13 protein-coding genes are annotated in these 14,770 nt (G+C 59.1%); all 13 read right to left on the bottom strand.

What is annotated here, in order from left to right; genetic code table 11:
* Window positions 1-35 precede the first annotated feature (35 nt).
* Window positions 36-1,649 (bottom strand): AMP-binding protein, encoded by a 1,614-nt coding sequence (locus K3727_06205; protein UWQ92386.1) that lies wholly within the window; start codon window positions 1,647-1,649, stop codon window positions 36-38.
* A 2-nt stretch (window positions 1,650-1,651) separates the two neighbouring features.
* Window positions 1,652-2,809 carry an acyl-CoA dehydrogenase family protein gene (locus tag K3727_06200; protein UWQ92385.1) on the bottom strand — a complete coding sequence of 386 codons (1,158 nt, stop codon included), beginning with the start codon at window positions 2,807-2,809 and terminating at the stop codon, window positions 1,652-1,654.
* Between the two features lie 110 nt (window positions 2,810-2,919).
* Window positions 2,920-3,723, bottom strand: coding sequence for an enoyl-CoA hydratase family protein (locus K3727_06195; protein UWQ92384.1), 804 nt, complete (start codon window positions 3,721-3,723; stop codon window positions 2,920-2,922).
* A gap of 6 nt (window positions 3,724-3,729) precedes the next feature.
* Entirely contained in the window at window positions 3,730-4,134 is a 405-nt protein-coding gene (locus tag K3727_06190; GenBank protein UWQ93285.1) for a MarR family transcriptional regulator, read from the bottom strand.
* A 68-nt stretch (window positions 4,135-4,202) separates the two neighbouring features.
* Window positions 4,203-4,958, bottom strand: coding sequence for an SDR family oxidoreductase (locus tag K3727_06185; protein UWQ92383.1), 756 nt, complete (start codon window positions 4,956-4,958; stop codon window positions 4,203-4,205).
* Window positions 4,955-7,252, bottom strand: coding sequence for a bifunctional salicylyl-CoA 5-hydroxylase/oxidoreductase (locus tag K3727_06180; GenBank protein UWQ92382.1), 2,298 nt, complete (start codon window positions 7,250-7,252; stop codon window positions 4,955-4,957). The genes K3727_06185 and K3727_06180 overlap by 4 nt, the downstream gene beginning before the upstream one ends.
* A gap of 163 nt (window positions 7,253-7,415) precedes the next feature.
* A complete protein-coding gene (locus K3727_06175) occupies window positions 7,416-8,141 on the bottom strand; it encodes an SDR family oxidoreductase (GenBank protein ID UWQ92381.1) in 726 nt (241 codons plus the stop codon).
* A complete protein-coding gene (locus tag K3727_06170) occupies window positions 8,138-8,914 on the bottom strand; it encodes a cyclase family protein (GenBank protein ID UWQ92380.1) in 777 nt (258 codons plus the stop codon). The genes K3727_06175 and K3727_06170 overlap by 4 nt, the downstream gene beginning before the upstream one ends.
* Window positions 8,911-10,155 (bottom strand): SDR family NAD(P)-dependent oxidoreductase, encoded by a 1,245-nt coding sequence (locus K3727_06165; GenBank protein ID UWQ92379.1) that lies wholly within the window; start codon window positions 10,153-10,155, stop codon window positions 8,911-8,913. The genes K3727_06170 and K3727_06165 overlap by 4 nt, the downstream gene beginning before the upstream one ends.
* Entirely contained in the window at window positions 10,152-11,321 is a 1,170-nt protein-coding gene (locus tag K3727_06160) for a thiolase family protein (GenBank protein ID UWQ92378.1), read from the bottom strand. The genes K3727_06165 and K3727_06160 overlap by 4 nt, the downstream gene beginning before the upstream one ends.
* Entirely contained in the window at window positions 11,318-12,946 is a 1,629-nt protein-coding gene (locus K3727_06155) for an AMP-binding protein (GenBank protein ID UWQ92377.1), read from the bottom strand. The genes K3727_06160 and K3727_06155 overlap by 4 nt, the downstream gene beginning before the upstream one ends.
* The gene (locus K3727_06150) at window positions 12,943-13,422 is read right to left on the bottom strand and encodes an aromatic-ring-hydroxylating dioxygenase subunit beta (GenBank protein UWQ92376.1); all 480 of its coding nucleotides are present in this window, start codon (window positions 13,420-13,422) and stop codon (window positions 12,943-12,945) included. The genes K3727_06155 and K3727_06150 overlap by 4 nt, the downstream gene beginning before the upstream one ends.
* Window positions 13,419-14,759, bottom strand: coding sequence for an aromatic ring-hydroxylating dioxygenase subunit alpha (locus K3727_06145; protein ID UWQ92375.1), 1,341 nt, complete (start codon window positions 14,757-14,759; stop codon window positions 13,419-13,421). The genes K3727_06150 and K3727_06145 overlap by 4 nt, the downstream gene beginning before the upstream one ends.
* Window positions 14,760-14,770 lie beyond the last annotated feature (11 nt).

The following is a 14,770-nucleotide window of genomic DNA, read 5'->3' as shown; positions in this document are numbered from 1 at the left end:
TGCATTTTGCGCTTTTCGACAATCCTTTGGGCGGATCAATCCCGTAGCCGGAACCGTTGGATTTTACCCGTTTCGGTTTTGGGCAATGTGTCTGTGAAGACCACTGATCGTGGGTATTTGTACGGCGCAATCGTCGCTTTGACGTGGTCCTGTAGCGTTTTGATCAACAGATCAGATGGCGCATGCCCGTCGCCCAACACCACATGGGCTTCGACGATTTCGCCGCGCGCCTCGTCCAGAGCGCCAATCACGGCACATTCAGCCACGGCTTCATGTGCCAGCAGGGCCGCCTCGACCTCTGGGCCCGCAATATTGTAACCTGACGAAATTATCATGTCGTCGTTCCGCGCGGCAAAATGCAAATACCCACCTTCATCCATCATGAAACTGTCACCGGTGATGTTCCATCCGTCCTGCACATATTCGGCCTGCCGATCATCAGCCAGGTAACGGCACCCCGTGGGTCCACGCACGGCCAACCGACCAATCTCCCCACGCGGTGCCTCGGTTCCATCAGCGCGCAACACCCGGACCTCGTATCCTCCCACGGGCTTGCCCGTGCAGGCCGGACGGTGGTCGGTAAACCGGTTGGTCAAAAAGATATGCAGCAATTCGGTCGCGCCAATACCATCCAGCATTGGCTTTCCGGTTTTGTTGATCCATTCGTCGTAAACTGGCGCAGGCAATGTTTCGCCTGCGGACACCGCCGCCCGCAACGACGACAGATCTGCCCCTTCATCCATTGCACGCAGCATCACCCGATAAGCGGTGGGGGCCGTAAAGCACACAGTTGCCTTGTATTTTTCGATGATCTCGATCAGATTCGGCGGAGTCGCCGCCTCGAGCAACGTCGCCGCCGCACCAAACCGCAGCGGGAAAATCGCCAACCCACCCAACCCAAAGGTAAAGGCCAGTGGTGGTGAGCCGATAAAGATATCTTCCGGCTTCACCGCCAGCACTTCGTGTGCATACCCATCGGCAATGATCAGCAGGTCGCGGTGAAAATGCATCGTCGCCTTGGGCGATCCGGTGGTACCACTGGTGAACCCCAACAACGCAACATCATCCCGCCCCGTCTGCACCGCATCAAACATGACCGATTTTTCCAACGCCAATCGGTCCAATTCGGCATCGTGGTTCGAGGTCCCGTCAAACCCCACCACCGATGTCAGGTAATTCGACGTTTTGGCGCAACTTACCAGTTCTTCCATCAGCCGGGTGTCGCACAGCGCATGGCTGATCTCAGCCTTGTCAACAATCTTGCTCAGTTCTCCGGCGCGCAACATGGGCATTGTATTGACCACCACCGCGCCCACTTTGGTCGCTGCCAGCCAACAGGCCACCATCGCCGGATTGTTGGCAGACCGGATCAGCACCCGATTGCCCGGTTTTACCTTCAGATCCTCGACCAACACATGGGCCAGACGGTTGGTCCAATCAGTCAATTCCTTGTAGGTCCGCCGACGCCCATTGCCGATCAAAGCGGTGTGATCGCCAAACCCCTTGTCGACCATCGCGTCGGTCAGTTCGACTCCGACATTCACATGCTCGGGGTAGTCGAACCCATCAAGCAGAAAGTCGGGCCATTGATCAAAAGGCGGCAGATTATCCCGCGTAAACGTATCAATATGTGCCGTTGGTCCCAGCATCTTTATCCTCCCAGATAGGCACCCAGCGCCTGGCGCGCAATCACCACGCGCTGTACGTCGGACGCGCCCTCATAAATTCGCAATGCCCTGATATCGCGGTACAACTCCTCGACCTTTTGCCCCGACCGCACCCCGTCGCCGCCGTGCAGCTGCACGGCTTTGTCGATGACCTTCTGGGCCTGATCCGTGGAGAACAGCTTGGCCATTGCCGCTTCGCGTGTGACCCGGGCAGCCCCCGTATCCTTGGCCCAAGCGGCGCGATAGACCAACAGGGCACTGGCATCCACATCCAACGCCATATCGGCGATATGGCCCTGCACCATCTGCAGATCGAACAGGGGGGCCCCCTGAACCTGTCGCGTGGTGACCCGCGCCAGCGACTCGTCCAGCGCCCTACGGGCAAACCCCAACGCAGCAGCCGCCACCGTGGACCGGAATACATCCAGCACCGACATCGCGATGCGGAACCCCTGCCCCGGTTCGCCGATCAGCGCTGTTTTCGGGATCCGGCAATCGCTGAAGCGCAGGGTCGCGAGCGGATGTGGCGCGATGGTCTGCAATCGCTCGACCACCTTGAACCCTGTCAGCCCCGCTGGCACGATGAACGCGCTCAACCCTCTTGCCCCCGGAGCCTCACCTGTGCGGGCAAACAATGTATAGACGTCGGCAATACCGCCATTGGAAATCCAGGTTTTTTCCCCGTTCAACACATAGTGGTCGCCGTCTTCGACCGCAGTCATCGTGGAACTGGCCACATCGGACCCGGATTGCGGTTCCGTCAGAGCAAAGGCTGAAAGTGCCTGACCGCTGCGGGTCAAAGGCAACCACTCCCCTTGCTGCGCCGGCGTGCCAAACAGCGAAATCGCCCCGGTCCCCAACCCCTGCATGGCAAAGGCAAAATCCGCCAGCCCATCGTGACGCGCCAACGTCTCCCGGATCAGGCACAGCGTGCGCACATCCAACCTCTCTCCGGCCTCAGCCCCGGAATGACGGGTCCAACCGCCCTGGCCCAACGCCGCTACCAATGTCCGACAGGCGGCATCGGTGTCTGAATGATCTATGGTTGCTACATGTGTTTGTGCCCAGGCGTCCAAATCATCGGCCAGCGCCCTGTGACGCTCGTCAAAAAACGGCCAAGACAAGAAACTTCGATCCGCCATCTCACCATGCTCCTTCATTCATCTTGCCAGAAAACTCCGGGGGTTTGGGGGCTGGCCCCCAATCGCTCCAGGGTTTGGGGCCACCCCTCAAAGACCACCTTCGCCTGCGTTCAATCCCCTTCAAACACCGGACGTTCCTTGGCCACAAACGCGTGATAGGCCCGGTGAAAATCCTGTCCCTGCATGCAGATCGCCTGGGCCTGGGCTTCGGCTTCGATGGCTTGTTCGATCGACATTGCCCATTCCTGGGCCAGCATGGTTTTGGTCATCATATTGGCAAAACCGGGCCCGGCTGCGATCCGACCAGCCATATCCTGGGCATTGGTCATCAGATCGCCGCGATCCACCACCCGGTTGAAAAACCCCCAGGCCTGACCTTCGTCGGCGGTCATGGCGCGTCCCAGATAGAGCAGTTCGGCCGCGCGACCCTGCCCAATGATCCGGGGCAGGATGGCACAGGCCCCCATGTCACACCCCGCAAGGCCAACGCGGTTGAACAAAAACGCCACTTTGGTCTCGGGCGTGGCGATGCGCAGGTCCGACGCCATGGCAATGATCGCCCCCGCCCCGGCACAGATCCCGTCAACGGCGGCGATAATCGGCTTGCCACAGTTTACCATCGCCTTGACCAGATCCCCGGTCATGCGGGTAAAGGCCAGCAGCTCCTTCATGTTCATTTTGGTCAGCGGCCCGATAATGTCGTGCACATCCCCGCCCGAGCTGAAGTTGCCACCATTGGGGGCAAAGACCACCGCCTTGATGGTGTCATCATAGTGCAGGTCGCGGAACCAATCACGCAGTTCGGCGTAGCTGTCAAAGGTCAACGGGTTCTTGCGCTCGGGCCGGTCCAGCGCCACCGTGGCGATGCCGTTTTCGACGCCCAGTAGAAAATGTTCTGGTGCACTCTTGCTCATCTGATCCTAGTCCCTGTCTTCCAATTGCTTTGCCACGCCATCCAGAGTTTCGGCGATATTAACGGCATCCAACGGCCCCACGTGGGCAAATATCTGGTCAATCCACGCCTCATGCGCCGCCGCCTGATGGGCGAATTCCGCCCGCCCCTTGGCGGTCAGGATCACCCTGCTGGCACGGCGATCTCCCGGCACTTTTTCCCGCGCGGCATGTCCATCTTCGACCAGCCGGTCCACGATGCCCGTGACATTGCCATTGGACACTTTCAACACGCCTGACAGTTCGCTCATTTTCAGCCCGTCGCCATGCTGGGTCAGAGCAGCCATCACATCGAACCGGGGCAAGGTGGTTGCAAAGTCGCGTCTCAGATTTTCGCGAATTTCGCTTTCCACGGCACGGGTGGCCTTGAGCACGCGCAGCCACAGGCGCAGCCGGTCCTTTGATGTCGCCGGGGATGTTGCGGGGGATGGGGTGGTGTCGCTCAAATCTCGCCTCCAGATATCGGCAGCGCACTGCCGTTGATCGAGGCCGAGCCGTCTCCGGCCAGCCAGAGCGCGGTTTCGGCCACTTCCTCCGGCTGAATCAGGCGCCCCTGGGGGTTGCCCTTGGCCAGCGAAGCAATCGCCTCGTCACGGCTCCGGCCGGTTTTGACCATGATCGTCTCGATCGAGCGTTCCAACAAGGGGGTCTCGATGAACCCGGGACAGATTGCGTTCACGGTGATCCCGGTGCGGGCCAGTTCCAACGCCAATGCGCGGGTCAAACCGACCACGCCGTGTTTGGCGGCGCAATAACCGGACACATAGGGAAACCCCTTGAGCCCAGCAGTCGAGGCCACAGCGATCATTCGCCCCCACCCGTCGGCTTTCATACCCGTCAGACAGGCCTGCCACAAATTGAACACCCCACCCAGATTGACAGCTAACGTACCAGCCAAATCCTCGGGCGTCATCTTGGCAAACGGAGTGCTGGGCGCAGCACCGGCATTGGCGATGGCGATATTCACAGCGCCATTGCGCGCCTCGGCCTGGGCCAGCGCCACGTCCAGCGACATTCTATCGGTCACATCACAGGTTGCTGCAAAACAGCCGTTTTCCTTGGCGACCTGTTGTAGCGGTTCCATGCGGCGCCCCAGAATGGTGACCTTGGCCCCCGCCGCAGCAAAGCAGGAAGCCATCGCGGCCCCAACGCCGCTACCGCCCCCGGAAATCACCACGTGTTTGTTCGTCACGCTCATGCCCGGATCACCTCGGCCTCTCTGTCTGCCAAACGCCAGGCCTGATCGCGACCGGCCTCATAGGGCAGCGGCCAATCCGGGGCCATGCGATCGCCGATTTTGGTGGCCTCATGCAGGGTCCAATAGGGATCCGCCAAATGCGGACGCCCGACACAGACCAGATCAGCCCGCCCAGCCATCAGGATCGAGTTGGCGTGGTCGGCTTCGTAGATATTGCCGACGGCCATGGTTGAAATCCCCGCCTCATTGCGGATCCGGTCGGAAAACGGTGTCTGGAACATGCGACCATAAACCGGTTCGGCCTCGGTCGAGGTCTGACCGGCGGACACGTCTATGATATCTGCGCCCGTTGCCTCGAACATGCGGGCGATTTCAACTGCTTCGTCCGGAGTAACACCAGCCTCGCCAACCCAATCGTTTGCAGAAATCCGCACCGACATCGGTTTGGTTGCGGGCCAGACAGCGCGCATGGCGTTGAACACTTCCAGCGGATAACGCATCCGGTTTTCCAGCGACCCGCCGTATTCATCGCCACGCATATTCGACATGGGCGAGATGAAGGACGAGATCAGATAGCCGTGGGCGGCGTGCAATTCGATCATGTCAAACTCGGCGCGGTCTGCCATTTCAGCGCTGGCGACGAACTGATCGCGCACCATGTCCATTTCGGCCCGGGTGATTTCGCGCGGCGCGGCGTTTTGATCAGACCACGCAATAGCCGAGGCCGACATAGTGTCCCAATTGCCATCGCTCAATGGTGCATCCATCACTTCCCAGCCCACCTGGGTCGACCCCTTGCGCCCGGAATGACCGATTTGACAGCAGATTTTGGCATCGGTTTCAGCGTGTATAAATCCGGTCAAACGCTGCCATGCGGCCTCGTGCTCTGGCGCGTACAGCCCCGGACACCCTGGCGTGATCCGCCCTTCGGCAGACACACAGGTCATCTCGGTATACACCAACCCGGCCCCGCCTTTGGCGCGTTCACCGTAGTGGATCAGATGCCAGTCTGTCGGGCAGCCACCCACCGCCTTGTATTGTGCCATCGGGGACACGACGACGCGGTTTTTCAACGACATGTTGCGCAGCTGATAGGGGGCAAACATCGGTGGGCGCGTTGGCGCATCAGCCGGAGCCCCGGCACGGGTTTGGAACCATTTTTCAGCGCTTTGCAACCATTCCCCATCGCGCAGGCGCAGGTTTTCATGGGAAATCCGCTGGGATCGCGTCAGCAAGGAGTAATTGAACTGCACTGGATCCATTCCCAGATAGCGCTCGACTTCCTCGAACCATTCCAGCGAATTGCGCGCCGCCGATTGCAGGCGCAACACATCCAGGCGGCGCTCCTCCTGATAACGGGCAAAGGCCTGTTCCAGCGTTGGTTCAGTGGTGACAAACTCCGCCAGCGCAATGGCGCTGTCAAAGGCCAAGCGAGATCCTGAGCCGATCGAAAAATGCGCCGTAGCCGACGCATCGCCCAGTAGAACGACGTTTTCGTGGTACCACTTTTCGCACAACACCCGCGGAAAGTTGATCCAGACCGCCGAGCCGCGCAAATGATCTGCATTGGAAATCAGATCATGCCCGTCCAGATGATCGGCAAAGATCTCCTCGCAGGTGCGAATGATCTCGTCCTTGGACATGCCCTCGAACCCCCAGTTGTCCCAGGTTTCAGCAGAGCATTCGACAATCACCGTCGCAGTGTCATCATCGAATTGATAGGCATGGATCCAGACCCAACCGTGTTTGGTTTCCTCGAATACAAAGGTAAAGGCATCATCGAATTTTTGATGGGTGCCCAACCAGATGAATTTGCACGGGCGCACGTCGATGTTGGGTTTGAAGTGGTCTGCAAATTCGCTGCGCACCTGTGAATTCAGGCCATCACAGCCCACCACCAGATCATATTCTTTCTGATATTCCGATGCCGGTTTCGCAATGGTTTCAAATTGCAGGTCCACGCCCAATTCGCGTGCGCGGTCCTGAAGCACCAATAACATTTTCTTGCGACCGATCCCGGCAAACCCATGACCACCCGAAACGGTACGCGCACCGCCATGGACCACGGCGATATCATCCCAATATGCGAAACTGGCACGAATGGCCTCGGCGCTTTGGGGATCGTTGGCAGTCAGATTTTCCAGCGCATCATCACTGAGCACCACACCCCAGCCAAAAGTATCATCAGGCTTGTTGCGTTCGATCACTGTGACTTTGGCGTCAGGCTGACGCAGCTTCATCGAGATCGCAAAGTAAAGACCCGCGGGCCCTCCACCCAGACAAGCAATTCGCATGACCATCCTCCCGCAATATTTTCCGTGTTGGGAACAGGATAGGCCAAGTCAAATACATTTCAAGCTTAAAATTTCAAGCCTGAAACATTTTCGCTCTCCCTTGATATACCCACCTGAAACCGGAGCCAGCTCAGACACTGTGAAAACCGGGATTCAGGCATGTTTACAATGAGGTAGATGACACGCTGGCCCCTCCGCAGACATACAATGTCTGCCCGGTGACAAATCCGTTTTCCGGGTCACAAAAGTAAAGGAATGCATTTGAAATATCACGTGTTGTGCCCAACCGGCCCACGGGAATCCGATCGGCCAATGCCGTCTCGCGTTTCGACCCTTTGGGAATGATACCCCAGAAATTATCGGTTTGCACCGGGCCGGGTGCCACAACATTAACGGTTATTCCATGTGGGGCCAGCTCAAGCGCCCAGGTCCGCGCCATCCCCACCATCCCTGCCTTGGTCGCGGAATAGGCGGTGCGTGTCGGCACGCCCAGCGCCGCCCGCGACCCGTTGAACAGGATGCGCCCAAACCGACGCGCTTTCATCGCAGGCAAAAACGCCTGCGTCAGGGTCAGAGCCGATCCCATGTGCAACTGGGTCAACCCCAATAGGTCATCCGGTTTCGCCTCTTCAATCGGATTGGGCCAAATCAGCCCGGCGTTATGCACGAAATGGGAAACGTCGTGATCGGCTGCGATCTGTTGTGCCGCACCGGCAACCGCGTCAGCATCCAACAGATCCGCTGTGACCGTATTGAACTGCGAATGCGTGAACCCCTGGGGCGCATTGCGCGCGATGGAGATCACGGTATAGCCCTTCTCCAGCAGGCGTTGCGCCAGATCCAGACCAATCCCCTTGGAGGCACCGGTAATAACCGCTGTGTAACTCATGTGTTCTCCACCATGGCCAGCACACGCAGAGGGCTGCCGGTGCCGTTTTTGATTTTCAATGGTGCAGCCATCAGCACGGCACCCGTCGCGGGCAATTGATCCAGATTGGCCAGACATTGCAGACCGTATTTCCCTGCCCCATGCAGGATGTAGTGCGCCGGATATGGCGGCGTATAATGTGCGCCCTGCCCCGCATCCGTACCAACAGTTTCGGTGCCAAACCCGCGAATATCACGCTGTTCCACCAGCATCCGCATCGCGTCGGGCGTTGGCCCCGGAGAATGCGCCCCGTCATCGCGCATGTTCAGATACGCGGCCCCGCGCCGTTTCGACCAGTCGGTGCGCATCAACACCCAGGCCCCTGCCGGGATTTGCCCGTGCTCCGCCTCCCAGGCTTCGATCACCGCAGGTGTCAGCTCAAAATCTTCATCCTCTGCGGCACCCTCAGAGCAATTAATCACCACCACCGAGCCGACAAAGGCAGCCGGGTCAATTTCATCCACCGCGCCATTTGGGACATCGCGACCGGATATCCAGTGAACCGGCGCGTCAAAATGGGTGCCGGTATGCTCTGACATCGAAATATTATGCCACTTCCATGCAGGCCCGCGATGATCATAGGCACTGACCTCCTCCATCCGAAATCGGGCGCATTGGCCAAATTCGGGCGGCAGGATGATCACCGGGAAGTCCGGGTCCAACATGTGGGTCAGGTCGACCACGCGCACATCACCCGAGGCCAGTTTCACAGCCAGATCGCTTAGGGTGCTCATTCCGGACCTCCCATGGTCATTTCCCGTTCCAGAACCTTTGCACCCGCTCTGAATCGTTCGATCAATTCCTTGGCAACATCACCGCACCAAACATCCTCCAACCCGTCGCGCAACCCCTGCACCACGGATCGCGCAATGCCATCGGGCAGCACCTTTGGTGGCGGCAGTGGTTGGTGCCAATCATCTTCGGTCGGGCCGACAAACACGGTCATCAACCGCAATCCAGAACGACGGAATTCGCCCCGCAATGTCTGCGACAGGTTCAGCGCTGCCGCATTGGACGCAGAGAAACAGCCGAAATCTGGCGTCGGCATGATTGCGTGAGCCGACAGAATGTTAACCCATGCCACCGCCGAATTTACGCCATCAGCCGTTCGGGCACACATGCCGGGACCAAAGGCCTGCGCCAGCCGCATGAGGCCAAGGTAATTCACTTCCATCTCGTCACGGGCAAAGGCGGTGTCTCCACGGCCCATCACGCCTCCTGGGCGAATGAAACGGGCGTTGTTGATCAGGATATCGGTCTTGCCCCCGATCTCACCGGCCAGCTCCACGACCGACGCCGTATCAGTCACGTCCAACGGCAGGATTTCAACACCCTCCAGCGCCGCGCGGTTCGGATTGGGTCGCCAGCTTTCGCTTTCCCCGACAAAAATCATGCTGGCCCCGGCCCGTTGCAGCGCCTTGACCAGCGCCGGTGTATTCGGGTTGCGCCCGTCGGTGATCAACACCCGGCGGTGTTTGGGGTCGCTGCCCAGCGCGCGCAGTTGCGGGTCGTCTTCCATATTGGGTGTCCTTTCTTCTGGCACCGCCAGAATTACCCCCTGCCCCGACCGGTCCAGGCGGTTCCACAACCGCACCCGCGACCGGGGCACCACATCACCATGCACGTGGCAAATGATCACCGGCCCCGCATCCAACCGCACCGATCCCGTGCGCCATGGCGCGCGTTCGCGGAAATAGAGGTTGGTCGAGGTGCGAATGGTGGTCTCTGCAAGCAGCTCCCCTTCGGGCGCGGTGTCGCGCCAGGGCAGGTCCGTGCCGAGACACTGGCAACAGGCATCACGCGGCGGGTATTGCACCGCGCCACATTCGGCGCAGTGCTGCAACATGAACCTCCCCTCGGCCGCTGCTGCGCTCAGCCCCATGGCGGCGCGCGACCGCATCTCTGGCGGGCGGGTCGGGCTGAGCGTGCGTTTCTGCGGGTTCTTCTTTGGCGGAGGTGTCAGAGGCGTTGTCATGCCGCGCCCTCCAGAATGGCGGCGCTGGAACAGACACCCCGATCATAGTTGATCATGCCAAAACCAGACACCAATGCCCGTTTCGCGCCCTTGACCTGTGTCGGCCCGGCCTGTCCTGTCACCTGACGGATCGCTTCGACCAGCCCGATGAAACCGCCCGCCGCCCCGGCCTGACCGGCAGACAGCTGCCCGCCAGAGGTGTTATGCGGGAAATCCCCGGTGATGGTCATATCCTTGTCCTTCAGAAAATCCGGCCCTTCGCCCTTGGCGCAAAATCCAAGGTCCTCGATCTGCAACATCGAGATCACCGGATAATCATCATAAGTCTGCACCAGATCCATCTGATCCGGCCCGCTGTTGGCCATGGCATAGAGTTCATCAATGTCCAGCGTCCAACCGCCGCGCAATTGGATCGGGTCGTCTGCATGGGCGTTGTGACGTTCGATGGCACCGGCAATGCGGGCATATGGCAGGTTTCTCCGCTCGGCCTCTTCCACGGTCATGACCAGAAATGCCTCGCCGCCCGCACAGGGCATGACACAGTCAAACAGCGCAATGGGATCGGCGATGGGGCGCGCGTCCAGGTATTGATCCAGCGTCAGCAGTTTTTTCATCACTGCGCCTGGATTGTTCAGCGCATTGGCCCGCTGAGCCACAGCGATACGGCCAAAATCGGCCCGCGTTGCGCCGTATTCCTGCATGTAGCGGTCGGTCAACAAGGCGAAATTCGCATTCGGCCCACCATAACCATAAGGATAGGAGGCATCCATCGCGAACCGGCTGAACGACGATAACAGCGAGCGGAAACTGTCGATATGGTTGGTGTCCCCCGCCACGCAGGCCACGATATCCGCATCCCCTGCCTGCACCGCGCGCGCCGCCCGGCGCAAAGCCACCACGCCCGAGGCCCCGCCCATCGGGATATGATCCAGCCAACGTGGACACAGGCCCAGATGCTGGGTCAACCCCACCGCCGTGTCGGGAAACAGCGTAAAAGACGCCGCGCAAAACCCGTCCAGATCGGCAGGTTTCAAACCCGCCGCCTGCAATGATCCGCGCAGCGCACGCGCGATCCACCAATGGGCAGTTTCAATAGAATACCGCTGGTACGGCGTCGAAAAAGGCGCGACCAGGGCCACGCCGTCATAGGATTGGCGGGGTCTCATGCGACGACCTGCCTTTTCTTGAGATGGGTGAGTGTCACTGTGGCTGTATCGTCGCGCAATTGCAAAGCCAGCTCCTTCAGCGCCTTGCGTTGAATCTTGTGGGTGGCGGTCAGTGGCAGCTGATCGACAAAGGCGATGAACCCCGGCACCTTGTAATAGGCCATTTGGCCCAGCGCCCATTTGGTGATGGCCTGCGCGGTTTCAGGCGCGGGGTCATCGACGGAGAGACAGGCAAAGACCTCATCCCCCCGGATTGGATCCGGCACAGCCGCGACGCCCGCCGCGCGAACCTGCGGATGGCGCATCAGAATCGATTCCACTTCGACCGCAGCGATGTTTTCACCCGACCTGCGGATCACATTCTTGCGCCGGTCGACAAAGAACATGTTGCCCCCCTCGCCCCTGCGCACGATATCCCCGGTGTGAAACCATCCTCCCTCCCAGGCCTCGGCAGTGGCCGACGGGTTCTTGTAGTATTCGCTGAAAAACCCAAGGCGCGGCTGATCGCCTTTGCGCCGCACCAACAACTCTCCCGGCGCGCCCTCAGGCACATCCCGTCCATCTTCGTCGATCAATCGGACGTCCAGCCAGTCAGGCACGCGACCCAAAGCGGACTGCCCGATCAACCGATCCAATTCATGCGCAGAAATCACCGCGCCAGCCCCGGTTTCGGTCATCGCCCAGGCCTCCATCAAAGGAAAACCAAACCGGTCCTCGAACGCGGCCTGTAACTTGGGATCAACGCCTGCGCCAAAGCCAAACCGCACCCTATGCGCCCGATCCTGCAGAGCGGGCGCCGCCCCCATCAACATCGACGGCATCACGCCCAGGTAGTGCAGACAGGTGGCACCACTGTCAGCCACATCCTGCCACCAGGTCGAAGGGTGAAACCGGTCCAATGCGGTCAGGCATCCCCCCACACTCAGCATGGCCATAAAAGAATAAGCCATTGCGTTCATGTGAAAAATAGGCAGAGGGGTAATCATACGTTCCCCGTCAGTTGACAGAGATACGATCCCGCCCAGCGATGTGTACCAGCGGGCGACCTCGAGAAAATAAGAATTGGACAGCACACAGCCTTTTGGGTTTCCGGTCGTGCCCGAGGTATAAAGCACCGCCGCTTCGCGAGACATGTCGTCCTCTGTCAGTGCTGCAACCGTCGCCTTCCGGCGCGGCCGAGGCAACCGGTCATCTGGCGTCACCGCCTGAACGGACACCTCTGCCGCGTCCGCCGCCAACTGAAGCTCGGCCACACGCGGCGCAATGGTCACAATCAACGCCGGTTCCGCGTGGGCGATCAGGTACTCCAGCTCGGCCGCACGTAAGTCCGGGTTTATCGGCACGATCGACGCACCTAACCGGTTCAATGCCAGCCAGAGCAAGAAGAATTCCGGCCTGTTTTCCAGCAACACCGCGACCCGCATACCCGACGTGTATCCCGCAGATTGCAGGCGCTCCGCCCAATGGTCCACACGTGCCAAGGCATTAGAGAAACTAATCTGCTCAGGATCAATATCATAGACCTGCGCCACGGATGGCAGAACATTCAGCAAAGGACGACCCGGCCACTGGCCTGCTGCGTTCTGCAACGCCCTGTAAACATTGGGTGCTTCAGATGGCATCATGGCAGAAGCTGAATGTTGCCAAAGGCAGCATCGGAATTCAAAAGATCCACCCGCTTGTTTGCGATCCTAAGCCGACCGTCGACCAACTTCAGTTCGTGCGTGGCGGTCAGCGCCAATAGGAATTGTTCGTCCAGCCGGGTTTCTACATAATGCATTGACGTGTTGGTCACGAAATGCCCGGCCTCGACGTCGAACTCATCGACAAATGGACGCTGGATCACATGATGACAGCGGCTTTTGGGTTTCTGGCTGAATGTGCGTTCCCCGTTCAGCCGTTCAACCCGCAACCGCAGCATGAAATTGTCCTCATACAGCAGCGAAGTCACCAGATGCGGGTCGGCCTGTTTGTAATCCAATGGCATCCAGTAATGCCCGTCCTCCAGCCACAGGTCCAACCATTCGGAATACCGCCCCTCGTCCAGCATTCGCGCCTCGGCGTAGATGAAGTCGATGATATCGTCGCGCGTGATGCTCATTCCGCGGCCTCCGAATTGGGCATGGACATGGTCATGAAGCGGCTCCAGGCATCGAATTGATTGCGCATCTGGCGTTCGGTGGTGCCGTTTTCTACTGCCTCGACGCTCATATCCTCTTCACCCTCGTAAAGCCGTTGGATGTTGATCCAGTCCGAGCCTTGCGAATGCAGCCCCTCCTGGGCACGTTCATACATTTCCAGATCGTCATGCCCCACAATCGACGTCGGCGCGTTGATCATGCGGTTGTACATCGCGGTGCGCGCGAGCAGCTGATCGGGCGCGCCGACCAGGCGATAGATATAGCTTTCCACCAATGTCTTGTCCGGTCCCATCGGGATAAAGTTGCGCAGTTGCTGGATCGGCCCCTTGATCATGATGTTGGGGAAATAGACTGTGTTATGCCGGTTTTCGCCCAGGATTTCCGCCGCCTTTTCAGCACCATAGGTTTCATTCATCGCGTCGTGATAACCAGGGATGGCGCTGTAATCGGAATGGATTGAGTGATGTACCCCGGTGTGACCATGACCATTGGGCCAGGTGCGGATGCCCATATCCTCAAAGAACTCATAAGGGCTCATGAAGGGTGCGATGATCTCCATCGCGACGGGTTTGGGTTTGTCCTCGGGCCAATTCGCCGCGTCGAACAACTTCACCGCAGTGCCCGCGCTGCTTTCATGCGCAACCATCGGGTGGCAGGTGTCGGTCTGGTTATCGACCAGCATCTTCCAGTTGCATTGATGCATATAGCGCAGCGGTGGCCCAGCAACCTCCAGCCGCCCTTCGGGGCTGCGATCCACCATATTGTCGAGCGAGCTGAGGCTGTCGCCAAAGAACGCCTCGAACGAAATACCCTCAACCGCCAGCCGGGCAAAGACAAAGCCGCGATGGTTGTGCACCGCACCCACTGGCTGCATGCCTTTGGCGCTTTCGCTGTCGTTGAATTCTGTCTGGGCATAGCCCTTCTTTAGCGGGATCGCCAACAGGCAGCCGTTGGTCTTGAAGCTCCACGCATGATAGGGGCAGCGAAAGAACTTGCCCGTATTGCCGCTGCGATCAATGGCAATCTTGGTGCCCTTGTGGGGGCAGCGATTATAGAGAACATGGATTTCATTGTCCGAATGACGCACCATGATCACAGGCTGATCACCGACCTGAGTGGTAAAGTAGTCCCCCTTGGTCGGGGTCTGGCTGTCGTGACCGACAAAAACCCACGTATTTGAAAACAGGTGACGCATCTCCAACTGATAAATTTCTGCGTCGATATAGGTATCCTTGTGCACCTGATGTGGCTGTACCAACGCGGCCACAGCGGCAGGGTTATCGCTGTATTTTCCCATATGTGCCTCTC

The sequence above is a fragment of the Rhodobacteraceae bacterium M382 genome, from assembly GCA_025141015.1.
Taxonomy (GTDB): domain Bacteria; phylum Pseudomonadota; class Alphaproteobacteria; order Rhodobacterales; family Rhodobacteraceae; genus Aliisedimentitalea; species Aliisedimentitalea scapharcae.
This window is presented reverse-complemented; position numbering and strand designations above follow the sequence as displayed.